Raw genomic sequence first — 24,537 nt, forward strand, 5'->3', positions numbered from 1 at the left:
GAACCACCCCGGCGAAGGCCGGCTATTCCTCGGACTCGACTTCGGGGTCGGACTCCCGGTCGGCCTGCCGGGACACGTCGACCTGGTAGTCGCCGAGGATGTCCCGGCCGAGGATGACGGGGTAGTTCATGTGGCTGCGGTCCTCGACGCTGGCGGTGACGGTGTGGCGCGTGCCACCGACGCCGACGACCACGTCCACGAGCGGCCGGCTCTTCGAGGCCTTGTTCGACCCCGACCGGACCTTCGTGATCGACTTGATCGGCCCGGCGCCGATGTCGGCCGCGAGGCGCGTGTCGATGCTCGTCCGGGTCGCGCCGGTGTCGGACTTGGCGACGACCGACTCCGAACCCTTCGTCCCGCTGATCAGCACCTCCTCCGTGTAGCCGATGACCAGCGACTCCGCGGCCCCCGAGGAGACCGCCGGCGGTTTGCAGGCGGGCACGGAGTCGTCGAGGAAGCCCGACAGCTCCTCGACGCGCTCGCGGTCGACGCTGCCGCCGCCGCGCTCGACGGCGAGTTCGGCGATGTAGGGCGCGGGACTGGTCCCGGTCGCCTCGAACAGTCCCTTGAACCCCGCGGTGGGGTTGACTTCGAGGACGTACCAGCCGTCGGCCCCCTCCATGAGGTCGACGCCGGCGTAGTCCAGCCCGACCGCCTCGACGGCCTTCCGGGCGGTGTCGATGACCGCCTCGTCGACCTCGCCGTCGGCGTCCTCGACGCGGCCGCCGAGGGCGACGTTGGTCCGCCACTCGTTTTCGGGGGCGTAGCGGAACATCGACCCGACGACCTCGCCGCCGACGACGTAGACGCGCAGGTCGCGAGTGGGGGCGTCGCCCCGCTCTAAGAGCTTCTGGAGGAACGCGTAGCGGTTGCCCACCCGGGCGTTGACCCGCTCGGTCGCGTCCACCTTCCACGTGCCGCCGCCGTTGGTGCCGATCGCCGTCTTGTAGACGGCCTCATCGCCGAACCGCTCGCGTTCGAGGTTCAGCCGGTCCGACGACAGCGCCAGCAGGGCGTCGGGCACCTGCACGTCGGCGTCGGAGAGCGCGACGGCCGACGCCACCTTGTGCATCGAGGTGAGCGTCTTCGCCGGCTCGTTGAGCATCGGGACGAGCTGCTCGAAGGTGTTGGCCAGCCCCATCTCCTCGCAGGGCTCGGTCGACTTCGACAGCAGCAGTCGGTTCGCGATCACGTCCACGTCGGGTTCGAGTCGCGGCTCGGAGTCCTCGACCCGGAGCGTCGTGTTCTCGCGACGCAGCCACTCGGGGTCGTGGCCCAGCGCCTCCACCGCGTTGAGTATCGCCTTGGTCTCCTTGCTGTTGTGCAGGCTCAACACCCCCACCGAAACGGCGTCAGAAGTCGCCATGCCGATCCGGTCGGCCGGGCGGCCGAAAGTACTAACGGTCGCGAATCGCCGGCGAGGGGCGTTTCTGACGGCGATCCGGAAAGAAGAGCGTCGGCAGTCGAGCGCGAACGGTCGCTCGCACTGGCGGTTCTCCGCCGGGCGAGTCCACGGGCCGCCAGGACGGGCCCCGGGCGCCGGAGTCCGCGGGTCGCCACACGTTTCAACCCCCGGACGTAGAGGGCAGTATGGACGAGGCCGAACCGTTCACCTACGACGGCGGGCGGGTCGACCCGGGTGAGCGGGTCAACGTGCGCTACACCGTCAGCGAGACCTATCTCGGTGACCCCGTCAGGATCCCCGTCACGGTCGTCGTCGGCGAGCGGGCGGGCCCGACGGCGTTTCTCAGCGCCGCCGCCCACGGCGACGAACTCAACGGCGTCGAGGTCGTCCGCGAGGTGGCCCACGAGTGGGACCTGTCGGACCTCCGGGGGACGCTCGTCTGTCTCCCCGTGCTGAACGTCCCCGGCTTCATCGCCCAGGAGCGGTACCTCCCGGTCTACGACCGCGACCTGAACCGCTCGTTTCCGGGGAAGGCGGGCTCGACCAGCGCCAAGCGGATGGCCCGGCGCATCTTCGACAACTTCGTCGATCCCTGCGACTTCGGGCTGGACCTGCACACTTCCACCCGCGGCCGGACGAACATGCTCCACGTCCGCGCCGACATGGCCGACTCGTCGGTCGCCCGCGTCGCGAAGGCGTTCGCCTCCAACGTCATCATCGACGGCCAGGGCTCCGAGGGGACGCTCCGCCGGGAGGCCAGCGAGCGCGGCACCTCCACGGTGACCGTCGAGATGGGCGAGGCCCACCGCTTCCAGCGGGAGTTCATCGACCGGGCCCTGGTCGGCGTCGAGAGCGTCCTCGCCGAGTTCGGGCTCCTGCCCACCGAGCGGGTGCGCTGGCCCGGCTGGCGGATGGTCGTCGAGGGCTCCAGCGAGAAGACGTGGCTGCGCGCCGACGCCGGCGGCCTCGTCGACATGCACGCCGCCCGCGGCGGCGTCGTCCGCGAGGGCGAGACCATCTGCACCATCGCCAACCCGTTCAAGACCGAGCGGACCCACGTCGAGGCGCCGTTCACCGGCCTGCTCGTCGGGATCCTCGAGAATCCCGTCGTCTACCCGGGCAACCCGCTCTGTCACCTCGTCAAGCTCGACGACGACACGCTCGACGCCATCGAGCGCGACGGCGGGCCGACGACGCCCAGGGACCCGGTGCCCGACTCCGCGGCGGAGTGAGGAGCCGTCGTCACGGCACCGACCCACGGGCCGCGCGCGAGCGGGCGACGCCGGCCCGCGGGCGCGAACCCTGACAGCCGAGTGGTACGTTCCCGACGGCGGCGGCGAAAATCCCCGAAACACACGCCGAACCCGGCCGCCTGTGGACGCGCGTGAACGTGTTCGGTGGCCGAGACGGGGCGGTGTAGAAACTACTATAGCCCCTGCTACCATTGCGCCCGTTGTATGAGCGGAACGTACGACCGCGGAGCGGTCGAGGACTTCGGCCGGTGGCGGGAGTTCCAGCCGGGCATGTGGGCCTGGATCTTCCACAAGTTCACCGGCTGGGTGCTCGTCGGCTACCTCTTTACGCACATCGCGGTGCTGAGCACCGCCACCGCCGGCGACCCGACGGTGTACACGAACACGCTCCAGGGACTCGAGGAACTGCTGATCGTCCGCGTGCTGGAGGTCGGCCTCCTGTCGGTGGCCGTCTTCCACATCCTCAACGGGGTTCGGCTACTGTTCGTCGACCTCGGGTTCGGCCTGGAGAACCAGGACAAGAGCTTCTACGCGTCGCTCGTCGTGACGGCCGCCATCGTCGTCGCGAGCGTGCCGACGTTCCTCGCGGGGGTGTGAATCCATGGCACAACACTACTCGTCGTTCGAGCGGGGCGGCACCAAGTGGCTGCTCCAGCGGCTGACTGCGGTCTTCCTGGTCGGCGTGCTCGCCTTCCACTTCTTCCTCCTGCACTTCGTCAACCACGCCGCCGAGATCACCTTCGCCGGCACCCAGGCGCGGATGAGCCAGGTCGGCTACTTCGCGACGATGTGGCTGTTCCTCGTCACCGCGACCTTCCACGGCGTCAACGGCGTCTACAACGCCCTCGTCAACCAGGGACTGACCGGCGCCCGCAAGAAGGCAGTCGGGGCCGTTTTGGCGCTGGCGAGCATAGCACTGATCGTTCAGGGAACCCGCGTGGCACTCGCGATGACCAACCTACTATGAGCACGCAAATCGAGCAAGAGCAGACCGAGGAGCAGACCGACGCCGAGGCGGCCGAACCGGCCGAGCAGTCGCCCCAGGAGCGGCGCCTCTCCGAGAAGAAGGCCCGCGCCGAGGCCCGCGAGCGCGAGGAGCAGGCCCGCGAGGAGGTCCGGGACGCCGACGAGACCGTCCGGATCAAGGTGTTCCGCTACGACCCGGAGGTCGAGGGCAAGGAGGAGCCGCGGTTCGACGACTTCCAGGTCCCCTTCTTCAAGGGGATGACCGTCCTCGACGCGCTGATCTACGCGCGCGACCACTACGACTCGTCGCTGACCTTCCGCCACTCCTGCCGGCAGGCGGTCTGTGGGTCGGACGCGCTGTTCGTCAACGGCCAGCAGCGACTCGGCTGCAAGACGCAGATGGCGGACCTTGACGACCCGGTCCGCATCGAGCCGCTCCCCCACCAGGACGTGGTCAAGGACCTCGTCGTGGACATGGAGCACTTCTACGAGCAGATGCACGCCGTCGAGCCGTACTTCCAGCCCGACGAGCTGCCGGAGGGCGAGCGCGAGGAACAGCGCCAGTCCCCCGAGAACCGCGAGAAGGTGAAGATGTCGACGCGGTGTATCTGGTGTGGCGCCTGCATGTCCTCGTGTAACATCGCCGCGGGCGACAACGAGTACCTCGGCCCGGCGGCCATCAACAAGGCCTACCGGTTCGCGATGGACGAGCGGGAGGGCGAGATCCAGAAGGAGGACCGCCTGGAGATCATCGAGCAGGAACACGGCGTCTGGCGGTGTCAGACGCAGTTCTCCTGCACGGAGGTCTGTCCGAAGGACATCCCGCTGACCGAGCACATCCAGGAACTCAAGCGCGAAGCGGTCAAGTCGAACCTCAAATTCTGGTAACCATGCACGAACACGACGTACTCGTCGTCGGCGCGGGCGGCGCGGGCCTGCGCGCGGCGATCGCGGCACACGAAGAGGGAGCGGACGTGGCGATGGTCACGAAGCTCCACCCCGTCCGGAGCCACACCGGGGCGGCCGAGGGCGGCATCAACGCCGCGCTCCACCCCGAGGACTCCTGGGAACTGCACGCCTACGACACGATGAAGGGCTCGGACTACCTCGGGGACGCCCCCGCGGTCGAGACCTTCGCCCAGGACGCGCCGGACGAGGTCATCCAGCTCGAACACTGGGGGATGCCGTTCTCCCGCGAGGAGGACGGCACCGTCTCCCAGCGGCCGTTCGGCGGGCTCAGCCACCCCCGCACCACCTACGCCGGCGCCGAGACCGGCCACCACCTGCTGCACACGATGTACGAGCAGGTCGTCAAGCGGGGCATCACCGTCTACGAGGAACAGCAGGTGCTCGATCTGGCCGTCACGGACCACGACGACGTCGAGGACCGCGAGTGTCACGGCGTCGTCGCCTACGACATCGCCAGCGGCGAGATCCGGGGCTACCGCGCCACCGACGGCGTCATCCTCGCGACGGGCGGCCCCGGCCAGGTCTTCGACCACACCACCAACGCCGTCGCCAACACCGGCGACGGCTACGCGATGGCCTACCGCGCCGGCGTCCCGCTGGAGGACATGGAGTTCGTCCAGTTCCACCCGACGACCCTGCCGTCGACGGGCGTGCTCATCTCCGAGGGGGTCCGCGGCGAGGGCGGCATCCTCTACAACGACGAGGAGGAGCGGTTCATGTTCGAGTACGGCTACGCGAACAACGAGGGCGAACTCGCCTCCCGCGACGTGGTCTCGCGGGCCGAACTGACGGAGGTCAACGAGGGCCGGGGCATCGAGGACGAGTACGTCCACCTCGACATGCGCCACCTCGGCGAGGAGCGCATCCTCGACCGCCTCGAGAACATCCTCCACCTCGCGGAGGACTTCGAGGGCGTCGACGGGCTCGACGAGCCGATGCCGGTCAAGCCCGGCCAGCACTACCAGATGGGCGGCGTCGAGTGCAACGAGAACGGCCAGACCTGCATCGACGGCCTCTACGCCGCGGGCGAGACGGCCTGCGTCTCCCTGCACGGCGCCAACCGCCTCGGCGGCAACGCCCTGCCCGAGCTGCTCGTGTTCGGCGCCCGCGCGGGCAAGCACGCTGCCGGCGGCGACATGAAGGACGCCGAGATCCCGACCGGGCCCAGCGCCGAGAGCGAGGCGGGCGACCTCCCCGACGACATCGAGATCGGCGCCGTCGACGCCGGCGGCGAGTCGGTCGCCGCCGACGGCGCCGCAGTCGACGCCGAGACGGTCGTCGAGGCGGAGGTCCAGCGCCAGCAGGAACGGGTCGACCGGCTGCTGGAGGAGGACGGCATCAACCACGCGCAGGTCCGCGACGACATCCAGCAGACGATGACGGCCAACGTCAACGTCTTCCGCCGCGAGGACAACCTCAAGGAGGCGCTCGACGACATCCGCGAGGCCCGCGAGCGCTACCGGCACGTCGCCGCCTCGGACCCGTCGCGCACCTACAACACCGACCTGATGCACACGATGGAGACCCGCAACATCATCGACATCGCGGAGGCCATCACGGTCGGCGCGCTGGCCCGCGAGGAGTTCCGCGGCGCCCACTGGCGCGAGCAGTACCAGGAGCGCCGGGACGACGAGTGGCTCAAACACACCATGCTCGCCTGGTCGGACGGCAACCCCGAACTCTACTACAAGCCCGTCCTCCTCGAGGGCGAGAAGGAGTACGAGCCGAAGGAACGCTCCTACTGACGCCCCGCCGTTTCGTCCCTCGCGGTCCGACCGCCGTCTCGACCGCGCTCGAAGACCGTCTCGATCCCGTCCGGACGCCGTCTCGGTCACGCCCGGACGGAGCCAGCCGCGAGTCGATTGCGAAACCTATCGTTGGCTACCCTCGGACTTGCTGCCGCAAAACTCCTCGATCAGTGAGACCTGGACAGACGTCGTCGTAGTGATCACAGGGGACGTGTCCGGCGGGGCGGCCTGAGCCCTCCGAGTCCCCGATCACCGCCACGCAACGTCTATTTGCTCCGCCCGAAGAGAGCCATCTCGGCTGATAGAAACGCTCGAGACCCCGGCGTCGCCGGGGTTGTGTGCGTACGAATGCCCGCCGGTAGTCGGGATCGCTGTCAGTCCGCGCTGGTGGGTGTGTCCGGAGAGACAGGCGTCGACACCGGTTGCCGCCAGTGCGACCCGAAGCGCCACGGAGCCGAAGTGGTAGTCCCCGTCGCGGGAGTGCTGTCCGCGGATATCGAACGGTACGTCGAACGGGGAGACGTGGCTCGCGACGACGGTCGGGCTGTCGGCTCCGCCTACCAGTTCGACCAGTGTCTCGAAGCGTGCATCGAGCCGAGCGAGCGCCGTCTCGAAGGAGGGGTTCGTCGCCTCAGTGCCGAGCCTGTCTGCGAGGCTCGTTCCGGACAGGTCTCCGGCGAGGTACTGCCCAGCCGCACGGAGCAGAGCGCTTGCGACGGCGTCCGGCGTCTGTGCGTCGTCTCCGACCGGGATATCCGGGTAATCGGGGGACAGCAGGGCCGGCGTGAAGTCGAACTGCTCACAGCCCCAGCCGGCGACGGTGAGCGACCAGTCCCCTCCCACGGCTACGTTTCGAGTACCGCCGTGGAGTGAGTGGACGTTCGCGAGCCCCTCGTTCAGCCGCCGGGTGCAGCCGACGGGGTCGTGGTTCCCGGGCACCGCGAGTACTGGAACTCCCCGCTCGTCGAGACGCTCGAGGAACGCCCGACCCCGTTCCTCGTAGGCTTCGCCGGCCGACACGGACTTGGCGTGCTCGCGGTTCTCGTCGATCACGTCACCGAGAGACAGCACGATGTCGTGTGTCTCGACCGGGAGGTCCCCGACCGGATATCGCGCCCCCGTCGCCCGGAGGTGCAGGTCGGAGACGACCAGCAAGTCGACGGTGGGCCCCTCGACACTGCAGAGCGGTTCCGGGTCGGGTTCAGTCATTCGTCGTCAGGGCCTTCTCGGCAGCGGTCCGATCGGGGAACCGTTCGCCGCAGGCCAGATAGTCGACCAGTCTGTCGGCCGCCAGCGGTCGGTACTCCAGTAGCTCGACCGAGAGGTTGACGCGTCGGGTCCCGTGGTCGATGAAGGAAAACCGGTCGGGCCAGTTGTTGTGATGGTGGCCGTGAAGCAGCCACCCCTTCCAGTTCGAGGGGGCGTCAGCGGGGTCGTGGACGGCGCGGAACGGGACGCCGCGGTGCTCGAACCGAAACTCCTCGACGAACTGGACCCGATCCAGCCCCTCTAGTACGGTGCCGTCGTGGTTACCCAGCAGAAAGACGATCTCGCCGTCGAGTTCGTCGAGCCAGTCCAGCAGGGCCGCAGTCGACGTGCGAATCGTCAGATCGCCACCGTACAGCACCTCGTCGTTCGAGTCGACGACGGCGTTCCACCGCTCGACCAGCGTCTCGTTCATCTCCTCGACTGAGCCGAACGGTCGGTCGCAGTAGTCGATGATATTGCCGTGGTCCAGGTGGAGATCCGATACGAGGTAGTCCACGTTTCCCGATCGTCGAGGGGGCACTCCTAGTTTACGTCGGTGTGTGAAAACATACCGCGGCGGAATACGCACCCGCGAGCACCGGGTATCCGAACCACTATCCCCGTCTCACCGACATCACGTGCTCCGATGGCCACTCACCAGCCGAGAACGACCGAAACTGCCGGGAGAGAAGGCGTTCCGGACCGCGGCCGACCGCCGGTCAGGACTCGTCCGCTTCGGCTTCCTCGTCACCGCCATCGTCGTCCGCCTCCGTCTCGGCGTCTTCCGCACCTTCCTCGTCGTCGCTGTCGTCGACGATCCAGTCCTCGCGGACGCGCTTGGTGCCGGAGTCGGTCTCGATGATGAGGATGTTGTAGTCCTCGGTCCCGGTCTTGACGCCGGTGACCGTCCCGCTGTCGGTGCCGTAGACCGAGGAGTCGGGGCCGGCCACGTGGAACGTGACCTCCTCGCCGCGCTCGACGGGCACGTCGCCGAACCCGACGGGCGAGCGGGGGACCGACTGCGCGCCGCCGCCGCGGTACAGCGGCTGGGCCCGCGCCGACCCGTCGTCGGACGCGGACGCCTCGACGGCGTCCTCGTCGGCCTCGCCGACGCGCCGGCCGAACCCGCAGCGCTTGGTCTCCTCGACGACCACCTGGTCGATCGTCAGCGTGGGGTGGCCCTCCTTCCACTCCGAGAGCGCCTCCTCCATCCGCTCGGCGGTCAGCTCGTCGCGTGCGGACACGTCGACCTCGAACGACCGCACCGAGCGCTCGCCCGTCCGCGACTCGACGACCAGCCGGGCCTCGAAGACGCTCTCCGATCTGTTCTTCGCCTGTCGCTCGTACTCAAGTTCCGAACCGTCAACAGTTATGTCTGGCATGTCGATAGCTCGACTGTTCGTATATTGGCAAGAACTGAGTGATATATCTTTTCCAAGCCGTTTGGCAGAATCGAACGCGGGGTGGGAGCGATTACCAGGCGAGCGGGGTGGCGCGGCGGTCTGTACCGGACTACACGTCGATTTAGGGGAACGAGAGCGACCGAAAGAGGTTTTGGCGCGTTCTCGCTGGGTGATGGCATGACGTACACCGTGGCCGTCGTCGGAACGGGGCCCGACCCGGAGAACCCGACCGTCGAGGGGTTCGCGATGGGCTACCGCCACGCCGAATCGTTCGGGAACAACGCGGACTGCGAGGTCGTCGCCTGCGCCGACATCGTCCCGGAGAACGCCGAGGCGTTCGGGCGGACGTTCGACCTGCCCGACGAACACGTCTTCGAGGACTACGAGGCGATGCTCGCGGCGGTCGAACCGGACATCGTGACGGTGGCGGTCCCGCCGGCCGTCCACGAGGACGTGGTCGTCGACTGCGCCCGCAGCGGCGTCGTCTCGGCGATCCACGCCGAGAAGCCGATGGCCCACACCTGGGGGTCGGCCCGCCGGATGGCCGACGCCTGCTGGCGCCGCGACGTGCAGCTCACGTTCAACCGACAGCGACGCTTCGGGAAACCGTTCCGCGAGGCGAAACGGCTGATCGACGACGGGGAGATCGGCGAGCTGCGCCGCGTCGAGACGACCTGGAGCGACCTCTACGACACCGGCGCCCACACCATCGACCTGACGGGGATGTTCGCCGGCGAGGCCGAACCCGAGTGGGTCATCGCCCAGATCGACTACCGCGAGGAGGACGTGCGCTTCGGGATGCACCAGGAGAACCAGGCCTGGGCGCTCTGGGAGTACGAGACCGGCGTCCAGGGCGTGATCTCCGGCGGGAAGGGCAGCGACTTCGCCGACGCCGCCCACGCCATCCGCGGCACCGACGGCGAGATCCGTATCGACAGCGACACCGGTAACATGCTGGAGATCCGCCGGGCCGGCGACGAGGAGTGGGAGGCGATCGACGTGGACGGCGAGGACCTGCACGGGGCCAACGCCGAGGGCCGGGAGTACGGCAGCGAGTACATCGACCGCGCCGCGGCGGAGGTCGTCGACGCGCTCCGCGAGGGCCGCGAGTCGGAACTCGGCGCGAAAAACGGCCTCAAGACTGCCGAGATCATCTTCGGCGCCTACGAGTCCGCCCGCAAGCGCGGCCGCGTCGACTTCCCGCTCGACGCCGAGGACAACGCCTTCGAGGCCCTGGTCGAAGCGGGCGAGCTGGAGTACGTCCCGGACGGCGCGGCGGACGAGACCGACGACTGAACCGGGCGAACGCCGGTGTCGGTCGGAGACGCCTTTTTTGTGACGACGCCCCCACCCTCCGGTCATGCAGTTCACGGAGTTCGGCGACGGCGACGAGCGCGTCCTCTTCGTCCTGGGATGGGGTAATCGGACCCACCACGAGAACGTCCGGTGGCTGGTCGACGAACTGGTCGACGCCGGCTACACGGTCGACGTGGGGACGATCCCCGACCACGGGAGCGACTTCGACGCGGGCTACGTCCGCCCGACCCAGCGACACCACGACGCGACCGATCCCGACCGGGTCCTCTCCCACAGCACCGGCGGCCTGGTCGCGGCCCACCTCGACTCGGCCGCCCCCCGCGTCTATCTGAGCCCGTGGTGGGGGATGGCGGGCGAGGACGGGATCCTCGAACGGCTCGTCGCCTCACTCCCTACTGCCCGTCCGGTGATTCCGGTCTCGTTCGAGGAAGGCGCGCTCGGCGAACTGGCCACCGAGCGCCAGCGCGCCGAGGGGCCCGATCGGATCGCACCGGCGTTCCTGCGGACGGTCGCTGACGCCCAGTCGCGGTTGCCCGACTTCCGCGCCGATAGCGTCGTCTTCTGCTCGCTCCGCGACAGCGTGGTCGGCGTCGACGCCATCGGCGGACACGCCCCCGCCGAGCGGACGGTCCTCTACGACGGCGGCCACGAGTTGTTCTCCTCGTCGTCGCGCGACCGAACCGTCGAGTGGGTCCGGGCGGTGCTCGCCGACGGTCCGGCGGCGCTGGCGGGACCGGTCCGGACGGCCTGAGCGCCGGATCGCACGTGTGACAGTCAGAACAGCACGTACAGCATGAGGTAGACGACGACGCCGAGCGTGAACGAGACCAGCCACAGCGCCGCGGCGACGCGGCCGACGGTCGGGTGGCGCGTCTCGCGCACCTCGGCCACCGGGCGGGTCAGCGCCAGCAGGAGGACGTAGATGACCAGCGGGACGCAGACGATGGCGAGGACGATGTGCACGGCGAGAATGCCGGGGTAGATCACGCTCTCCACGAGCGGCGGCCCGGAGAAGTCGCTCGGGCCCAGCAGGGCGACGCGGTAGAGGTACGCGACGAGGAAGAGGGCAAAGAGTCCGGTCGTCGACAGCATCGCCGCGCGGTGGCGGGCCACGTCGCCCCGGCGGGCCGCCCGCCAGCCGACGGCGATGGTCCCGACCGCCGTCGCGCTCACGACGGCGTTGACGTGGGGGATCGCCGCCAGTACCGGGTCGGGCGCCCGTGGCAACAGCGCCTGGGGGATCGCCTGTAGCGCCGCCGCGAAGACGAGCGCGAGCGCGACGACCGAGAGGAGGCCCGAGACCGCCGGGACGTGCTCGCTGACGTTCATCGGCCGGAACTGGGGACTCGACCGTCAACCCAGTTGCGCTTCCGGACGACGCGGCGTCGCTCGGCGGGAATCGAACTCCCGGGACCCGTCAGGGCCAGAGCCCGCGGGCCTCGTGGGCCTCGGCGATCCGCGAGAGCGCGACCGCGTAGGCGGCGTCGCGCCAGGTGCCGTCGCTCGCCTCGAACTCCTCGGCGACGGCCTCGAACGCGGCGAGCATCTCCGTCTCCAGTTCCTCGTTGACGCGCTCGGCCGACCACGACCGGCGGTTGATGTCCTGGAGCCACTCGAAGTAGCTGACCGTGACGCCGCCGGCGTTCGCGAGGATGTCCGGGACGACCGGGACGCCGCGGTCGGCGAGGATCTCGTCGGCCGCGAACGACACCGGGCCGTTCGCGCCCTCGACGACGACGTCCGCGCGGACCTCCGAAACGTTCGTCTCCGTGATGGCGTTGCCGACGGCCGCGGGGACGAGCACGTCCACGTCGAGTCCGAGCAGCGCCTCGTTCGTGACGGTGCGGTCGGCGTGGGCCGCGACGGCCTCGGGCTCCTCCTCGTGGGACGGGATCGAGCGGGTGTCGAGCCCGTCGGGGTCGTAGGCGGCGCCGGTCACGTCGCTGACGGCGACGACCGTCGCCCCCCAGTCGTCGAGCAGGCGGGCGGCGTTGGCGCCGACGCTCCCGAACCCCTGCACCGCGACCGTCGCCTCGGCCAGCGGCGTGTCGTAGTACTCCGCGATCTCGCGGGTCACGATGGCGACGCTCCGGCCCGGCGCTTCGGCGCGGCCCTCGCTGCCGCCGATGACCGGCGGCTTCCCGGTGACGACCCCCGGGATCGTCTCGGCCTCCTGCATGCTGTAGGCGTCCATCATCCACGACATCGTCTCGGCGTCGGTCCCCATGTCCGGCGCCGGGATGTCCGTCGTCGGCCCGATGACGTCGCGGATCTCGTCGGTGAAGCGCCGGGTGAGCCGCTCGCGCTCGTCGTCGCTCAGCTCCTTGGGGTCGACGACGACGCCGCCCTTGGCGCCGCCGAAGGGGATGTCCATCACCGCGCACTTCCAGGTCATCCACATCGCGAGGCCGATACACTCCTCGCGAGAGACCTCGGGGTGGTACCGCAGGCCGCCCTTGTACGGCCCGCGGACGCTGTCGTGCTGGGCGCGGTAGCCGCGGAACACCTCGACGCTCCCGTCGTCGCGCTCGATCGGGACGGTCACCTCGTGGACCGCGTCCGGGTGGAGGAACCGCTCGACGACGTTCGGGTCCACGTCGACCAGCGAGGCCGCCCGCCGGAGCTGGCGGCGGGCCGTCGCCAGCGCCGACGCCGGCTCGTCCGCCGGTGGCTCGGGACTATCGACTGTCGACTGGGGTGGTGTGTCGGAAGACATGGTGAGTCCGCTACTCCAGCGACATCGCGCGGTTCTGGAGACCGCCGTCACACTCCGGACAGTCGCCCGGGTGCGAGTCCGCTCGCACGATGTTCCCGCAGACGAGACACTCGTAGGCCGATTGCGTCTCCGCGTCGTCGTCGATGTCCTGATGGTGCGGCACAGGGAACCCAACGACCCGAGATTATATAGTATTAAGTATTTAGGGTATATTAACACATATTAATACTCATCGGGGCGGGACGAAGCGCGCCGCTCCGGGAAGAAAAAACGGAAAACGGTCGGGCGGGGCGGCCGCGCTACTGGAAGGTGCGGCCGACCTGCTGTTCCTCGGGTTCGGGCTCGGCGGTGTCGAACCGCTCCTCGATCTCCTCGTAGCGCTCGCGGGTCTCCTCGTCGACGCTGGGGGAGACCTCCTCCAGCGCCTGCTCGAAGTGGTCCATCGTGACCTTCACGTTGCCGACCGAGTCGTCGATCTCCTCGGGGTCGACGCTGGCGATGAACTCGCGGGTCGCGGCCATCGACGCCTCGCGGGCGACCGCCTCGATGTCCGCGCCGACGTAGCCCTCCGTGCGGGCCGCCAGGTCGTCCAGGTCCACGCCGTCGGCCAGCGGCTTGTTCCGCGTGTGGACCTCGAAGATCTTGCGGCGGGCCTCCTCGTCGGGAACGGGCACGTGGACGTGCCTGTCCAGACGGCCGGGGCGCAGCAGCGCGCTGTCGATGAGGTCCGGGCGGTTGGTCGTCGCGATGACGACCACGTCCTCCAGCTCCTCCAGCCCATCGAGCTCGGTCAGCAGCTGGGAGACGACCCGTTCGCCGACGCCCGAGTCGGTGGTGTTGCCGCCGCGTTCGCCGGCGATGGAGTCGATCTCGTCGAAGAAGACGACGGTCGGCGCGTTGGCGCGGGCCTTCTCGAAGACCTCGCGGACGCCCTTCTCCGATTCGCCCACGAACTTGTTCAGCAGTTCGGGGCCCTTGATCGAGATGAAGTTCGACTGGGCCTCGTTGGCGATGGCCTTGGCGAGCAGGGTCTTCCCCGTGCCCGGCGGGCCGTACATGAGGACGCCCTTCGCGGCCTCCATGTCCATGGCCTCGAACACCTCGGGGTAGTCCAGCGGCCACTGGATCGTCTCGCGGAGCCGTTCCTTGGTGTCCTCGAGGCCGCCGACCTCGTCCCAGGTCACGTCGGGGACCTCGACGAACACCTCGCGCAGGGCCGAGGGCTCGATGCCCTTCAGCGCCTGCTTGAAGTCGTCCTCGGAGACTTCGAGGTGTTCGAGCACCTCGGCGTCGATCTCGTCGGACTCGAGGTCGAGCTCGGGTCTGACGCGACGCAGCGCGTTCATCGCCGACTCCTTGGTCAGCGACTCCAGATCCGCGCCGACGAAGCCGTGGGTGTTCTCGGCGTACTGGTCGAGGTCGATCCCCTCCGCGAGGGGCATCCCGCGGGTGTGGACCTGCAGGATCTCCTTGCGGCCGGTCTTGTCCGGGACGCCGATCTCGATCTCGCGGTCGAAGCGGCCGCCGCGGCGCAGCGCCGGGTCGACGGCGTCGACGCGGTTGGTGGCGCCGATGACGATGACCTGGCCGCGGGATTCGAGGCCGTCCATCAGCGAGAGCAGCTGCGCGACGACGCGGCGTTCCACGTCGCCCTGCGTCTCGCCGCGCTTGGGCGCGATGGAGTCGATCTCGTCGATGAAGACGATGGCCGGGGAGTTCTCCTCGGCCTCGTCGAAGACCTCGCGGAGCTGCTCCTCGCTCTCCCCGTAGTACTTCGACATGATCTCCGGCCCGGAGATGTCGGTGAAGTACGCGTCGATCTCGTTGGCGACGGCCTTGGCCATCAGCGTCTTGCCGGTGCCGGGCGGGCCGTGCAGCAGCACGCCCTTCGGCGGCTCGATGCCGAGCGTCTCGAACAGCTCGGGGTGGCGCATCGGCAGCTCGATCATCTCGCGGACCTGCTCGAGCTCGTCGTCGAGGCCGCCGATGTCCTCGTAGGTGATGTCGGGGGCGCCGCCCTCGGGGGTGCCGGGGGCGCCGCCGGTGATCTGCTCGGCGGGCTTCTCGGCCACGTCGACCTCCGTCGAGTCCGTCACGACGACGGTCCCGGACGGTTCGGTGCCGGCGATCTTCAGCGGGATCTTCTGGCCGCTCATCGACGAGAGCGGGCCGAGCCCGAAGCTGACGGGCACGGTCTGGCCCTCGGTGACGGCCTGACCGCTGAGGTTGTTGCGGATCATCGGGCCGACGTTGCCGCGGACCCGGAGGTTCTGCGGGAGCGCGACGCTGACCCGGCTGGCCGGGTTCACGTCGGCCTTCTCGACGTCGACGGTGTCGTCGATGCCCACGTCGGCCTCCTGGCGGAGGCGGCCGTCGATGCGGATGACGCCGCGGCCCTCGTCCTCGGGGTAGCCCGGCCAGACCCGCGCGACCGCGCGGGAGCCGTCGCCGCCCTCGATGACGATGTAGTCGCCGTTCTCGAGGTCGAGCTCGGACATCGCCGCGCGGTCGATGGCGGCGAGGCCGCGGCCCGCGTCCTTCTGCTTGAGGGGCTTGACGGTGAGTCTCATGCGTTCACCTCGATAGTGAGAACGCCGTTGCGGATAAACGCTCGCGCGTCACCCGAAAGCTCCAGGTCGTACTGCTCGCCGTCGACGACGACGATGACGGTCTCGTCGAGCACGTCCACGGACGCGTCCCGACCGGGACCGAGGTCCGCCGCCAGCACCGTCTCGTCGTCGCCGTACTCGTACCGACGCAGACCGACGTCGTCGGCCAGCTGTTGGGTTCCGGTCATACTAACTCAGAGTTAGCGCGATAAGTACTTAAATCTATCGCTAAACCACCCCGCACGTGGGGGCCATTCGCACGAGCGGTAGAATTGCGGTTCACACTGACACCCGGCCGAGGGGTCGCGCCCCGGGCCGTCCGACGGCCGGCCCCGACGGCTTTGGTCGGGGCGGTCGAACGGGACGGCATGGAGACCGTTCGCCACGACGGCCGGGAGACGGCCTACCGATTAGCTGGCGGCGATCCCGACGCCGACACGACGGCCGAGTCCCAGTCGACGACGGGATCGGGGAGGAGCGCCGAAGTCCTGTACGTCCACGGCAGCGGCGCGACCCACCGGCTGTGGGCCGCCCAGTACGGCCCCGACGGCCCCGCCCGCCCGGCGGCCGCGCTCGACCTGAGCGGCCACGGCGATTCTGAAGACGTAGCCACCGACCCCGGCCCGGAGACCCTCGACGCGTACGCACGGGACGTAATCGCTGTCGCCGAGGCGACCGGCGCGGACGCCCTCGTCGGGAACTCCCTCGGCGGCGCGGTCGTCCTCCGCGTCGCGCTGGACACGGATTTCGACCCGGCCGCGCTCGTGCTGGCCGGCACGGGCGCGAAGCTCGCCGTCGCCGAGGACCTCCGGGCGTGGCTCGCCGACGACTTCGACCGCGCCGTCGACTTCCTCCACGACGACGACCGGCTGTTCCACGACGCCGATGAACGGGCGCTTGACCGCTCGAAGTCCCAACTGCGGGCCACCGGGCAGGCCGTCACCCGCAGGGACTTCCTGACCTGTCACACCTTCGACGTTCGCGACCGGCTCGACGAGGTCGACGCCCCCGCGCTGGCGGTCGTCGGCGAGCACGACTCGCTGACCCCGCCCGCCTACCACGAGTTCCTCGCCGACGAACTCCCGGAGTGCGAATACGCCGAGATCCCCGACGCGGCACACCTCGCGATGGCCGAGCGGCCGGCGGCGTTCAACCGCGCGGTCGGTCGGTTCCTCGACTCGCTCGACGACTGAACGGGAGCGTCGGGCGCCAGCGCGCCGATCCGCGCCGATCCGCGTCGCCCCGGGGCGAAAACGGGGGACTCAAGGCGCCGTCGGCGGAAGGGTCGGGTGTGCCAGCGCGCGTCGAGCGGACCGACCCGGACGGCGTCGACTACGGCCGGGTCATGCAGCTCACCTTCGTCGCCACGATCGTCGCGGGAGCGCCGCTCGTGGCCGCGCTCTCGCTGACGGTCGAACTGACGACGTGGACCGAACGCGCGCTGTTCGCCGTCCGCGTCGGCGCCGTCGTCTGGATCGTCACCGCCCTCTCCGTCTACGCCTACGAGCGCCGGGTCAACGCCTGACCGCGGCGGGACGGTCGGCCGGCGAGCCAGCCGTTCGGCCAGCCGGCCGGCTCAGACCCGCTCGTCGACCCACTGGAAGTCCAGCCCGGCGGCCGCGGCGGCCTCCCGGTCGGAGTCCGAATCCCCCACGAATAGCGCCGAGGACGGTTCCGCGCCGAGCAGGTCGGCGGCGTGGACGAGCGGCTCGGGGTCGGGCTTGACCGTCTCGTGGGAGTCCCGGCCCACCACCGCGTCGACGTACCCGTCGATGCCGTGCAACTCCAGGGCGATTCGGCAGGCCGCCTCGCAGTTGAGCGAACAGACGCCCACCGGCACCGAGTGGGGCAGCTCGTCGGCGAGCGCGAGCCGGCGGGCGCTCCGCGCGCCGTCGCGCTCGAACTCCGCGATGGCCTCGTCGACGCGGTCGAGCAGGCCGTTGGCCGCAGCGACCTCGCGCATCTCCCAGATGTCCGCGCCCGACACGTCGTGGCCGCGGGCCCGCAACACCGCGGCGCACCGCTCCGCGACTTCCCCCCAGTCGACGTCGAGGCGGACGAGCGTCCCGTCCAGGTCGTAGACGATGGCGTCGTACTCCGTCACGCGTCGGGGTAGGGATCGAGCCAGCAAATGCGTGTCGACCGGCGACGACCCCGCCGGTGGCGGACGACCGACCCCGCCGCAGCGCCCGAGCGGCCCCGCAACGTCGGTCCGGCCCGCCGGCCGCGGTGTCGACCGCCGTTCACTCCAGGAGGACCCGCGCGACGATGTTCTTCTGGATCTGGCTGGTCCCCTCGTAGATGGTGGTGACCTTCGCGTCCCGGTAGAACCGCTCGACCGGGAACTCCGACGTGTAGCCGTAGCCGCCGTGGATCTGGACGGCCTCGCCGGTCACGTCGACCGCCGCCTCGCTGGCGAAGTACTTCGCCACGCTCGCGGCCGTGCGGGCGCTCTCCCCGCGGTCCTGGGCGGCCGCGGCCTCGTGGGTCAGCGCCCGCGCCGCGCGCACGTCCGTCTCCATGTCCGCCAGCTTGTGCCGGATCGACTGGATGTCGGCGATCGGTCGGTCGAACTGCTCGCGGTCCCGGGCGTAGGCGACGGCCTCGTCCAGCGCCGCCTGGGCGAGCCCGACCGACTGGGCCGCGATGCCGATCCGCCCGCCGGTCAGGATGGAGAACGCCGCGGCCAGCCCGCGCCCGGGCTCGGTCAGCCGGTAGCGCGCCGGCACCGCCACCCCGTCGAAGACCAGACTCGTCGTGTCGCTCGCCCGCAGGCCGAGCTTGTCCTCCTTCTTCCCGACCTCCAGCCCGTCGGCGTCGGCCGGGACCAGGAACTGCGTCACCGAGTCGGGGTCCGTCGGGTCGGTCTTCGCGAAGACGACGTAGACGCCGGCGCGCTCGCCGTTGGTGATCCACTGCTTCTCCCCGTCGATGACGTACGCGTCGCCCCCGTCGACCGCGCGGGCGGTCGTCGACATCTCCGCGGGGTTCGAGCCGGCCTCCGGTTCCGAGAGCGCGAACGCGCCGACCGGCCGGCCGTCGACCATCTCCGGGAGCCACTCCTCGCGGACCGACTCGTCGCCGAACTCCGCGATGCAGGACGTGGCGAGACAGTGGACCGACAGCGCCGTCGCGACGGCGAGCGACCCGTGGGCGACTTCCTCGTTGACGACCGCGTAGGTCAGCCGGTCGGCGTCGAACCCGCCGTACGAGTCGGGAACGGTCAGCCCCGTCAGGTCCAGATCGGCCAGCCCGTCCCACACGTCCTCCGGGAAGACGCTCTCGCGGTCGGCCTCGGCGGCGACCGGTCGGATCTCCGCCTCGGCGAACTCGCGGACCGCCTCGCGGACCGCCGCCTGCGTGGGTGTCAACTCCATGGGGCGCTCTTGGGTCAGCGCCGGCAAAAATTGCGCGGCCGTTCGGACGCCGGCTCGGCGGTCAGGGGCTGGCCGGACAGTTGACGGCGGGCGCGCTCAGTTCCACGGGCGGGTCGGTCCGGCTGGGGTTGTCCCTGCTGTAGGTGTAGGTGTCCGGGACGGCCACCTGACCGTTGACGTAGATCCGGTTGTGGTAGCCGGCGTCGACGTCGATGATCTTGAGCGTGCTGCCGGAACAGCCCGGCTTGAACAGCATGTAGATGTCGTTGGTCGGCTCGCTCCCGGAGGGGTCGAGCACCAGGTCGTTGCCGCTCCCCGTGTTACTGATGGAGTAGGCGTCGCTCCCCGGGGCCCCGGTCGGGTCGTCGGTCCAGTTGAGGCCGCCGCCGACGGACTTCCAGTGGACGTTGTCGGTCATCACGATGACCCAGACCGGCGGCGACATCCCCTCGATCGGCTTGTCGTACTTGCGGATGTAGTGCCACTGGTTGGTCACCGGGATCGTCCCGATGTTCTGCTTGTGGACGTCGTTCCCGAGGGTTCGGTCCGGCCCCGTCCCGTCGGGGTCGATCTCGATGCCGAAGGTGAAGTCGGGCTGGACGCGTACCTTCTCCGAGGTCGTCCGGTTGTCGATGTACGCGTACTCGAACTTCTCGGGGAGCGGCCGGATCCGCTCGCAGGAGAGGGCCCGCTCGACGGTGTACTCCTGGACGGGATAGGTCGTCTCGCCCTCCTTCGAGACGATCTCGACGTGGTCGCCGGGGTACAGACAGGTGAACTCCAGCGGCTCGTGGCCCCGCCAGCGGTGGATGCGATTGTCGTTGACCTCGAGGATGTACGTCGTGTCCTCGTTGCGGAGCGCGTCGGGCGCGATCCGCAGCGAGTCGTTGCCGCTCTCCTGGAACTCGACGTCGAAGGTCCCGACCCCGTGGACCTGGGCGCTGTCCTGCGTCGAGCGGGCCAGGTCGGTCGTCATCACGGTGACCAGCGTCGCCAGCAGGACGACGATGGCGACCATGATCGTCACACCGACCGGTGTCGAGACGCCCGAACCCCCGCTGTCACCGCCGGTCGTGAACATGCCACTCCCCCTGCTGGACGCCACGACACACGTCAACTACTTATGTCGTTCGAGCTGTTTCTCGCTCTGAAAACACCCGCTCCCCGACTGTCACTCCGAGTCGACCAGCTGCACGTCCAGCTCGCCTTCGAGGGCGGCGATGAGCGACCCGCCGACGTTGGCCTGGGTCGCCCGGCCCTGCTCGACGGCGAGCACGTCGGACTCGTCGGCGTCGACGGCCTCGGCGAGCTCCTCGGTCTGGAGGCCGGCGTCCTGGCGGGCCTCGACGAGCACGTCGCCGTAGTCGCTGACGAGGTAGGGGAGCTGGTCGTCGTCGTAGTCGGCGCCGTCCTCCCAGTGGCCGGCGTCGGCGCTGGCGGCGTCCTGCATGCGCGCCGCGTTCTGTGCCGCCTGCCGCTTCCGGTCGCGCTCGTCGCGACTCGAACCCCCGTCGTCTGACCCCCCGCCCGGCGTCTCGTCGTGCTGGGCGCACTCCGAACAGACGCTGAGCGTCGCCCCGGCGACGCTCGCGGTCTGCAGGTCCACGTTCTCCGCCCCGCAGAGTTCGCAGCTGTCGCTGGCGCTGGAGCCGGCGCCACCGGTCGAGTACTTGGCCATGCTGGGGGTAGTGGAGCCCCCCTATTTGAATGGCCCGTTTTCTCTCGTCCGGATGACCTGACACTCGGTCGACGCCCGTCGACGGGCGCCGCTGGCTCCGCCCGCCGCCCCGCCGGGTTCCCCGGACGGCGTGGGGTCGACCCCCACCGAGCGGCGAAACCGACAGTGATTTTAATGCCCCTCGGGAATGGACAGATGCGGAAAACCGCAAGAGCCGACGAGTGCGTGGGTAGCCAAGCCAGGCCAACGGCGCAGCGTTGAGGGCGCTGTCCCGTAGGGGTCCGCCGGTTCAAATCCGGTCCCACGCACTGCCAGTCCGCCCACGGCGGACGAGAGTGCAGGTGCGTCCCTCAGGGACTGCACCCACGCAAACTTCCTATCGAAGCTACATCGACCAGCGACGGCCCTCAAGTGGGGGCTCGGTCGGGTCACCGGTCGCGGACGACCAGCGAGGCAGCGAGCGCGAGAGCGGCCGCCGCGAAGCCGGCCAGCACCACGAACAGCAGCCGCGGCGAGCCGTAGGTGAGCACCGCGCCGGTGACGGAGGCGCCGAGCGCGCCGACCCCGAAGATGGCGAGGTAGGTGTAGCCGAACGAGAGCCCGCGGCGTTCCGGCGGGGAGTACTTCGCGATGGTCGCCTGGGTGATCGGCTGCATCCCGAACAGGACGAACCCGAGCGCGGCGCTGACGGCCAGCAGCGCCGGGAGCGACGCCGACGCGGGGACGAACAGCAGCGCGATGGCGACCAGCGAACCCAGCGCGACCACCAGCGCTCGCTCGGGCTCGACGGCGTCGGTGAGCCGGCCGCCGACGTACTGGCCGCCGATGCCGACGGCGAGCAGGCCGGCGTAGAGGTACCGCGAGCGGTCGAACTCGCGGGCGGCGGGGCCCTCCGAGAGCGGCCCGACGGCGAGGCCGCCGGTCCCGACCAGCGGTTCGAGGAAGTCGCTCAGCAGGCCGGGGAGGAACGTCAGCATCCCGCGGTAGTACAGCCCGTTGAACATCACCAGGGCGAAGACGGTCAGGAAGCCGGCGGTGAACACCGCCCGCGAGGCCGAGACGAACTCCCCGAGCGACCCGATGTCCGTCTCGGGGGCGTCGCCGCCGTCGGCGGCCGCCTCCCCGGTTCCGACCGCCGCGGTCTCGTCGAACTCCACGCGGAGGCCGACGGCGGTCGCCGCGAACGCCGGGACCGCGAGCGCCGCGACCGCAACCCGCCAGTCCGCGACCACGAGGAGGACGGCGGTGAGGAACGGGCCGGCGACGATGCCGGCGTTGCCCGCCATGCCGTGGTAGGCGAACGCGGCGCCCCGCTCCTCGACCCCCTTGCTGATGAGCGTCAGCCCGGCGGGGTGGTAGACGCTGGCCGCCACGCCCCACAGCGCGAGCGCGACGGCGATGCCCGCGACGCCGGGCAGGGCGCCCAGCAGCAGGAAGGACAGTCCCATCCCGAACGTGCAGCCGACGACGAGCGCCCGCGACCCGAAGCGGTCGACGAGCAGGCCCGCCGGCAGGGCGCCGACGCCGAACAGCCCGTAGCCGACCGCGACGACGCTCCCGAGCGTGGCCGAGGTGACGGGGAACTCGACGAGCCAGACGGTCACCAGGATCGGCACCGCCAGCTCGTAGGTGTGGACCAGCCCGTGCCCGGCCATCGCGAAGCCGGTGATCGCCCGGTCGTTGCGGTTCATCCCGCCGCCACCCCGCCGTCGCGTCCTGTCGTCATCTCACGTCGGACCGACGGGCGCATCGTTCAACCCGATTTCCGTTGGAGAAGCGAACCACGCGGCGGTCCGAACTTGCGGTTCCGAAGCGGGGCGGGCCGAAGCGGTTCGGTCGCGGGCGCGGGGAGCGGCCGGGCGGTCCGGCGAGCGGTCAGTAGCTCGCGTCCTGGACGACGTTGAGATCGAAACTCTCGTCGACGGGTTCGTCGTCCGGCGTCAGGTACCCCTGGGCGAAGGCGGTGTAGGCCGTCCCGCCGTTCAGCGACACGTCGTAGTCGGCGACCACGTCGCCGTCGTTGCCCTCGGTGTCGCCGCGGATCTGGACGGTGTAGTCGTTGGCCTCGACGGTCGTGTAGCCGGACTCGCCGAACGCGACGCCGTCGAACAGCACCACGTCCCCCCCGGCGGCGGTCACGTCGACCGCGGGCGCGTCGGGCGAGCCGTGGACGACCCGCAGCCGCGCGGAGTCGCCGCCGGGGTCGCTGTTGTCGTCCTCGAGGACCAGCGGCTGGAACTCCGTGTCCTCGCCCGTCAGTTCGCCGGCGGCGACGATCGTGTAGTCGCCGGCGCCGACGGTGACCGGCCCCTCGAAGGCGACGGTCTCGGCGTCGTCCGCGGCGGTGATCGTGACGGTGCGCTCGCCGGCCGGCACCGAGAGGTAGTCGCTGACGGCGCCGAAGGGCACGTCCGAGAGCACCTCGCTGTCGTCGACGTACACGTCCACGTTCGGCGCGTCCGGCGACATGTGTGCGACGCGGACCGAGCCGGTCTCGACCAGACCGCCGCCGCCTTCGCCGGCATCGACGGCCAGCGTGAGGTCGAACGGTTCGTCCGCGGGACTGTCGCCCGGCATGAGGTACCCGCCCGCGAAGCCCGTGTAGACGGTGCCGCCGGTCAGTTCGACGGTGAACTCGGCGACCACGTCGCCGTCGTTGCTCTCGGTGTCGCCGCGGACCCCGAGCGTGTAGGTGCCGGCCGGGACCTCGACGTAGCCGGCCTCGCCGAACGGGACGCCGTCGAACAGGACGGTGTCGCCGCCGGCGGCGGTCACGTCGACGGCCGGGGCGTCGGGCGAGGCGTGGACGAGGCGGACCCGGGCCGTGTCGGAGTCGGGCGGACTGTTGTCGTCGACGAACGCCTGAACCCGGAACTCCGTGTCGCCGTAGAACTCGCCCAGCGCCGCGAGCGTGTAGTCGGTGTCGGCTTCGACGGTCACGTCGGTCTCGAAGGGTTCACCGGACCCATCGGCGGCGGCGAGGGCGACCGTGTGGGTACCGGCGGGGAGTTCGAGGTAGTCGCTGACGGCGCTGAAGGCCACGTCGGCGAGAACCTCGTCGCCGTTGACCGTGACGTTCACGTTCGGCGCGTCCGGCGAGAAGTGGGCGACGCGGACGTTCGCGGTCCCGTCCGTCCCGGCGTCGGTCTCCGTCTCCGTGTCCATCCCGCCGTCCATCGCGTCGGTTTCGGTGTCCATCCCCCCGTCCATGGCGTCCGTCTCGTCGGCGCCGTCGTCGGCTTCGGTGTCGGTGGATCCGCCGTCGGATCCACAGCCGGCGAGGCCGACCGCGGCCGATGCGCCGAGCGCTGCGAGCAGGTCGCGACGTGTCTTGCGCGTCATCGCTAGTGTCGGGGGAAACGAGCGACGTGAAGGTTGTCCGACGTGTCACCGGACCCTCGCCCGGGAGTCACCCAATTTCGTTCGGACTCCGGCTCGGCTCGCGGGCGAGAAAGGTGGCGTCGGGGCGGCGTGGTCGAGAGAGGCGGCGGCCGCCGGAGTCGGGCGTCAGTCCCAGGTGACCCAGGCGAGGAAGACGATGGCGGCGAGTTCGAGGATCTGGACGAACGTCATCGCGCGGCCGGCGACGGGGGCGGCCGAGCGCAGCAGTGCCGCCACCTCCGGGTCGATCACGTAGTAGTACACCGACAGGCAGTTCTCGGCGAGCAACAGGAGCCCGAAGACGAGCAGGCCCAGCGGGTGTTTCGACCGGAACTCCAGGTAGTTGCGGGCCCAGATGCCGACGAGCGCGGTCAGCAGGACCACGTTCAGGGTCGCGGCCGCGCTCGCGGCGTCGAGCCAGAGACTCATCCGTTCCTCCGTTGTTCGCGCCGTCGAATATACGTGTT

Annotated in this window: 25 protein-coding genes and 1 tRNA gene; 10 read left to right on the forward strand and 16 right to left on the reverse strand. The window is 70.0% G+C overall.

What is annotated here, in order from left to right; genetic code table 11:
• Window positions 1–22: 22 nt before the first annotated feature.
• The gene (locus tag E3328_RS02450) at window positions 23–1,366 is read right to left on the reverse strand and encodes a putative ATP-dependent zinc protease (protein WP_135363034.1); all 1,344 of its coding nucleotides are present in this window, start codon (window positions 1,364–1,366) and stop codon (window positions 23–25) included.
• A gap of 224 nt (window positions 1,367–1,590) precedes the next feature.
• Between E3328_RS02450 and E3328_RS02455 the strand changes: the two genes are divergently transcribed.
• From E3328_RS02455 to E3328_RS02475, 5 genes are all read left to right on the forward strand, one after another.
• Window positions 1,591–2,637: a succinylglutamate desuccinylase/aspartoacylase family protein gene (locus tag E3328_RS02455; RefSeq protein WP_135363035.1), complete on the forward strand. Its 1,047-nt coding sequence runs from the start codon at window positions 1,591–1,593 to the stop codon at window positions 2,635–2,637.
• Between the two features lie 225 nt (window positions 2,638–2,862).
• Window positions 2,863–3,255, forward strand: coding sequence for a succinate dehydrogenase, cytochrome b556 subunit (gene sdhC, locus E3328_RS02460; RefSeq protein ID WP_135363036.1), 393 nt, complete (start codon window positions 2,863–2,865; stop codon window positions 3,253–3,255).
• A gap of 4 nt (window positions 3,256–3,259) precedes the next feature.
• On the forward strand, window positions 3,260–3,625 hold the full coding sequence (locus E3328_RS02465) for a succinate dehydrogenase hydrophobic membrane anchor subunit (RefSeq protein ID WP_135363037.1): 366 nt from the start codon (window positions 3,260–3,262) through the stop codon (window positions 3,623–3,625).
• Window positions 3,622–4,512, forward strand: a complete 891-nt coding sequence (locus E3328_RS02470) for a succinate dehydrogenase/fumarate reductase iron-sulfur subunit (protein WP_135363038.1) — start codon at window positions 3,622–3,624, stop codon at window positions 4,510–4,512. The genes E3328_RS02465 and E3328_RS02470 overlap by 4 nt, the downstream gene beginning before the upstream one ends.
• A 2-nt stretch (window positions 4,513–4,514) precedes the next feature.
• On the forward strand, window positions 4,515–6,338 hold the full coding sequence (locus E3328_RS02475; RefSeq protein ID WP_135363039.1) for an FAD-binding protein: 1,824 nt from the start codon (window positions 4,515–4,517) through the stop codon (window positions 6,336–6,338).
• A gap of 252 nt (window positions 6,339–6,590) precedes the next feature.
• Here the strand turns inward: E3328_RS02475 and E3328_RS02480 are convergent, their stop codons facing one another.
• The 3 genes from E3328_RS02480 to E3328_RS02490 all read right to left on the reverse strand — a co-directional run bounded on the left by E3328_RS02480 (window position 6,591) and on the right by E3328_RS02490 (window position 8,971).
• The gene (locus E3328_RS02480; protein WP_135363040.1) at window positions 6,591–7,550 is read right to left on the reverse strand and encodes a metallophosphoesterase family protein; all 960 of its coding nucleotides are present in this window, start codon (window positions 7,548–7,550) and stop codon (window positions 6,591–6,593) included.
• Complete coding sequence (locus E3328_RS02485; RefSeq protein WP_167837274.1) at window positions 7,543–8,106, reverse strand: metallophosphoesterase; 564 nt, start codon at window positions 8,104–8,106, stop codon at window positions 7,543–7,545. Before E3328_RS02485 ends, E3328_RS02480 begins: the two co-directional genes overlap by 8 nt.
• A gap of 202 nt (window positions 8,107–8,308) precedes the next feature.
• A complete protein-coding gene (locus E3328_RS02490) occupies window positions 8,309–8,971 on the reverse strand; it encodes a hypothetical protein (protein ID WP_135363042.1) in 663 nt (220 codons plus the stop codon).
• Window positions 8,972–9,169: 198 nt separating this feature from the next.
• Here E3328_RS02490 and E3328_RS02495 point away from each other — a divergent pair, with 198 nt between their 5' ends.
• A complete protein-coding gene (locus tag E3328_RS02495; protein ID WP_135363043.1) occupies window positions 9,170–10,288 on the forward strand; it encodes a Gfo/Idh/MocA family protein in 1,119 nt (372 codons plus the stop codon).
• 64 nt (window positions 10,289–10,352) lie between these two features.
• Complete coding sequence (locus E3328_RS02500) at window positions 10,353–11,060, forward strand: alpha/beta hydrolase (protein WP_135363044.1); 708 nt, start codon at window positions 10,353–10,355, stop codon at window positions 11,058–11,060.
• A gap of 23 nt (window positions 11,061–11,083) precedes the next feature.
• Here the strand turns inward: E3328_RS02500 and E3328_RS02505 are convergent, their stop codons facing one another.
• The 5 genes from E3328_RS02505 to E3328_RS02525 all read right to left on the reverse strand — a co-directional run bounded on the left by E3328_RS02505 (window position 11,084) and on the right by E3328_RS02525 (window position 15,822).
• The gene (locus E3328_RS02505) at window positions 11,084–11,638 is read right to left on the reverse strand and encodes a DUF420 domain-containing protein (RefSeq protein ID WP_135363045.1); all 555 of its coding nucleotides are present in this window, start codon (window positions 11,636–11,638) and stop codon (window positions 11,084–11,086) included.
• A gap of 88 nt (window positions 11,639–11,726) precedes the next feature.
• Entirely contained in the window at window positions 11,727–13,025 is a 1,299-nt protein-coding gene (gene gdhB / locus E3328_RS02510; RefSeq protein ID WP_135363046.1) for a glutamate dehydrogenase GdhB, read from the reverse strand.
• Window positions 13,026–13,035: 10 nt separating this feature from the next.
• Window positions 13,036–13,188 (reverse strand): rubrerythrin-like domain-containing protein, encoded by a 153-nt coding sequence (locus E3328_RS02515; RefSeq protein WP_135363047.1) that lies wholly within the window; start codon window positions 13,186–13,188, stop codon window positions 13,036–13,038.
• Between the two features lie 136 nt (window positions 13,189–13,324).
• A complete protein-coding gene (locus tag E3328_RS02520; protein ID WP_135363048.1) occupies window positions 13,325–15,595 on the reverse strand; it encodes a CDC48 family AAA ATPase in 2,271 nt (756 codons plus the stop codon).
• The gene (locus tag E3328_RS02525) at window positions 15,592–15,822 is read right to left on the reverse strand and encodes a DUF7127 family protein (protein WP_135363049.1); all 231 of its coding nucleotides are present in this window, start codon (window positions 15,820–15,822) and stop codon (window positions 15,592–15,594) included. The genes E3328_RS02520 and E3328_RS02525 overlap by 4 nt, the downstream gene beginning before the upstream one ends.
• Before the next feature lie 180 nt (window positions 15,823–16,002).
• Here E3328_RS02525 and E3328_RS02530 point away from each other — a divergent pair, with 180 nt between their 5' ends.
• Both E3328_RS02530 and E3328_RS02535 read left to right on the forward strand, forming a co-directional pair.
• Window positions 16,003–16,827, forward strand: a complete 825-nt coding sequence (locus E3328_RS02530; RefSeq protein WP_135363050.1) for an alpha/beta fold hydrolase — start codon at window positions 16,003–16,005, stop codon at window positions 16,825–16,827.
• Window positions 16,828–16,925: 98 nt separating this feature from the next.
• Complete coding sequence (locus E3328_RS02535) at window positions 16,926–17,159, forward strand: DUF5822 domain-containing protein (protein WP_135363051.1); 234 nt, start codon at window positions 16,926–16,928, stop codon at window positions 17,157–17,159.
• Between the two features lie 51 nt (window positions 17,160–17,210).
• On the opposite strand, the gene E3328_RS02540 is transcribed toward E3328_RS02535, so the two are convergent.
• From E3328_RS02540 to E3328_RS02555, 4 genes are all read right to left on the reverse strand, one after another.
• Window positions 17,211–17,738: an HAD family hydrolase gene (locus E3328_RS02540; RefSeq protein WP_135363052.1), complete on the reverse strand. Its 528-nt coding sequence runs from the start codon at window positions 17,736–17,738 to the stop codon at window positions 17,211–17,213.
• Window positions 17,739–17,877: 139 nt separating this feature from the next.
• Window positions 17,878–19,011 carry an acyl-CoA dehydrogenase family protein gene (locus E3328_RS02545; RefSeq protein WP_135363053.1) on the reverse strand — a complete coding sequence of 378 codons (1,134 nt, stop codon included), beginning with the start codon at window positions 19,009–19,011 and terminating at the stop codon, window positions 17,878–17,880.
• Between the two features lie 61 nt (window positions 19,012–19,072).
• Window positions 19,073–20,092 (reverse strand): hypothetical protein, encoded by a 1,020-nt coding sequence (locus E3328_RS02550; protein ID WP_135363054.1) that lies wholly within the window; start codon window positions 20,090–20,092, stop codon window positions 19,073–19,075.
• A gap of 90 nt (window positions 20,093–20,182) precedes the next feature.
• Window positions 20,183–20,689, reverse strand: a complete 507-nt coding sequence (locus E3328_RS02555) for a helix-turn-helix domain-containing protein (protein WP_135363055.1) — start codon at window positions 20,687–20,689, stop codon at window positions 20,183–20,185.
• Window positions 20,690–20,912: 223 nt separating this feature from the next.
• Between E3328_RS02555 and E3328_RS02560 the strand changes: the two genes are divergently transcribed.
• Window positions 20,913–20,997: transfer RNA gene (locus tag E3328_RS02560), tRNA-Leu, on the forward strand.
• 120 nt (window positions 20,998–21,117) lie between these two features.
• Here the strand turns inward: E3328_RS02560 and E3328_RS02565 are convergent.
• The 3 genes from E3328_RS02565 to E3328_RS02575 all read right to left on the reverse strand — a co-directional run bounded on the left by E3328_RS02565 (window position 21,118) and on the right by E3328_RS02575 (window position 24,499).
• Window positions 21,118–22,380 carry an MFS transporter gene (locus tag E3328_RS02565; RefSeq protein WP_135363056.1) on the reverse strand — a complete coding sequence of 421 codons (1,263 nt, stop codon included), beginning with the start codon at window positions 22,378–22,380 and terminating at the stop codon, window positions 21,118–21,120.
• 184 nt (window positions 22,381–22,564) lie between these two features.
• Complete coding sequence (locus E3328_RS02570; RefSeq protein WP_135363057.1) at window positions 22,565–24,031, reverse strand: DUF4397 domain-containing protein; 1,467 nt, start codon at window positions 24,029–24,031, stop codon at window positions 22,565–22,567.
• Between the two features lie 165 nt (window positions 24,032–24,196).
• Window positions 24,197–24,499, reverse strand: coding sequence for a DUF8036 family membrane protein (locus E3328_RS02575; protein WP_135363058.1), 303 nt, complete (start codon window positions 24,497–24,499; stop codon window positions 24,197–24,199).
• Window positions 24,500–24,537: the final 38 nt, after the last annotated feature.

This window comes from Halosimplex halophilum (genome assembly GCF_004698125.1).
GTDB classification, from domain to species: domain Archaea; phylum Halobacteriota; class Halobacteria; order Halobacteriales; family Haloarculaceae; genus Halosimplex; species Halosimplex halophilum.

Bases quoted from the DNA above. Each gene is read 5' to 3' on its own strand.
- E3328_RS02450 (WP_135363034.1), bottom strand. From the start codon at position 1,366: ATGGCGACTTCTGACGCCGTTTCGGTGGGGGTGTTGAGCCTGCACAAC.
- E3328_RS02455 (WP_135363035.1), top strand. From the start codon at position 1,591: ATGGACGAGGCCGAACCGTTCACCTACGACGGCGGGCGGGTCGACCCG.
- sdhC (WP_135363036.1), top strand. From the start codon at position 2,863: ATGAGCGGAACGTACGACCGCGGAGCGGTCGAGGACTTCGGCCGGTGG.
- E3328_RS02465 (WP_135363037.1), top strand. From the start codon at position 3,260: ATGGCACAACACTACTCGTCGTTCGAGCGGGGCGGCACCAAGTGGCTG.
- E3328_RS02470 (WP_135363038.1), top strand. From the start codon at position 3,622: ATGAGCACGCAAATCGAGCAAGAGCAGACCGAGGAGCAGACCGACGCC.
- E3328_RS02475 (WP_135363039.1), top strand. From the start codon at position 4,515: ATGCACGAACACGACGTACTCGTCGTCGGCGCGGGCGGCGCGGGCCTG.
- E3328_RS02480 (WP_135363040.1), bottom strand. From the start codon at position 7,550: ATGACTGAACCCGACCCGGAACCGCTCTGCAGTGTCGAGGGGCCCACC.
- E3328_RS02490 (WP_135363042.1), bottom strand. From the start codon at position 8,971: ATGCCAGACATAACTGTTGACGGTTCGGAACTTGAGTACGAGCGACAG.
- E3328_RS02495 (WP_135363043.1), top strand. From the start codon at position 9,170: ATGACGTACACCGTGGCCGTCGTCGGAACGGGGCCCGACCCGGAGAAC.
- E3328_RS02500 (WP_135363044.1), top strand. From the start codon at position 10,353: ATGCAGTTCACGGAGTTCGGCGACGGCGACGAGCGCGTCCTCTTCGTC.
- E3328_RS02505 (WP_135363045.1), bottom strand. From the start codon at position 11,638: ATGAACGTCAGCGAGCACGTCCCGGCGGTCTCGGGCCTCCTCTCGGTC.
- gdhB (WP_135363046.1), bottom strand. From the start codon at position 13,025: ATGTCTTCCGACACACCACCCCAGTCGACAGTCGATAGTCCCGAGCCA.
- E3328_RS02520 (WP_135363048.1), bottom strand. From the start codon at position 15,595: ATGAGACTCACCGTCAAGCCCCTCAAGCAGAAGGACGCGGGCCGCGGC.
- E3328_RS02525 (WP_135363049.1), bottom strand. From the start codon at position 15,822: ATGACCGGAACCCAACAGCTGGCCGACGACGTCGGTCTGCGTCGGTAC.
- E3328_RS02530 (WP_135363050.1), top strand. From the start codon at position 16,003: ATGGAGACCGTTCGCCACGACGGCCGGGAGACGGCCTACCGATTAGCT.
- E3328_RS02545 (WP_135363053.1), bottom strand. From the start codon at position 19,011: ATGGAGTTGACACCCACGCAGGCGGCGGTCCGCGAGGCGGTCCGCGAG.
- E3328_RS02550 (WP_135363054.1), bottom strand. From the start codon at position 20,092: ATGTTCACGACCGGCGGTGACAGCGGGGGTTCGGGCGTCTCGACACCG.
- E3328_RS02555 (WP_135363055.1), bottom strand. From the start codon at position 20,689: ATGGCCAAGTACTCGACCGGTGGCGCCGGCTCCAGCGCCAGCGACAGC.
- E3328_RS02565 (WP_135363056.1), bottom strand. From the start codon at position 22,380: ATGAACCGCAACGACCGGGCGATCACCGGCTTCGCGATGGCCGGGCAC.
- E3328_RS02570 (WP_135363057.1), bottom strand. From the start codon at position 24,031: ATGACGCGCAAGACACGTCGCGACCTGCTCGCAGCGCTCGGCGCATCG.
- E3328_RS02575 (WP_135363058.1), bottom strand. From the start codon at position 24,499: ATGAGTCTCTGGCTCGACGCCGCGAGCGCGGCCGCGACCCTGAACGTG.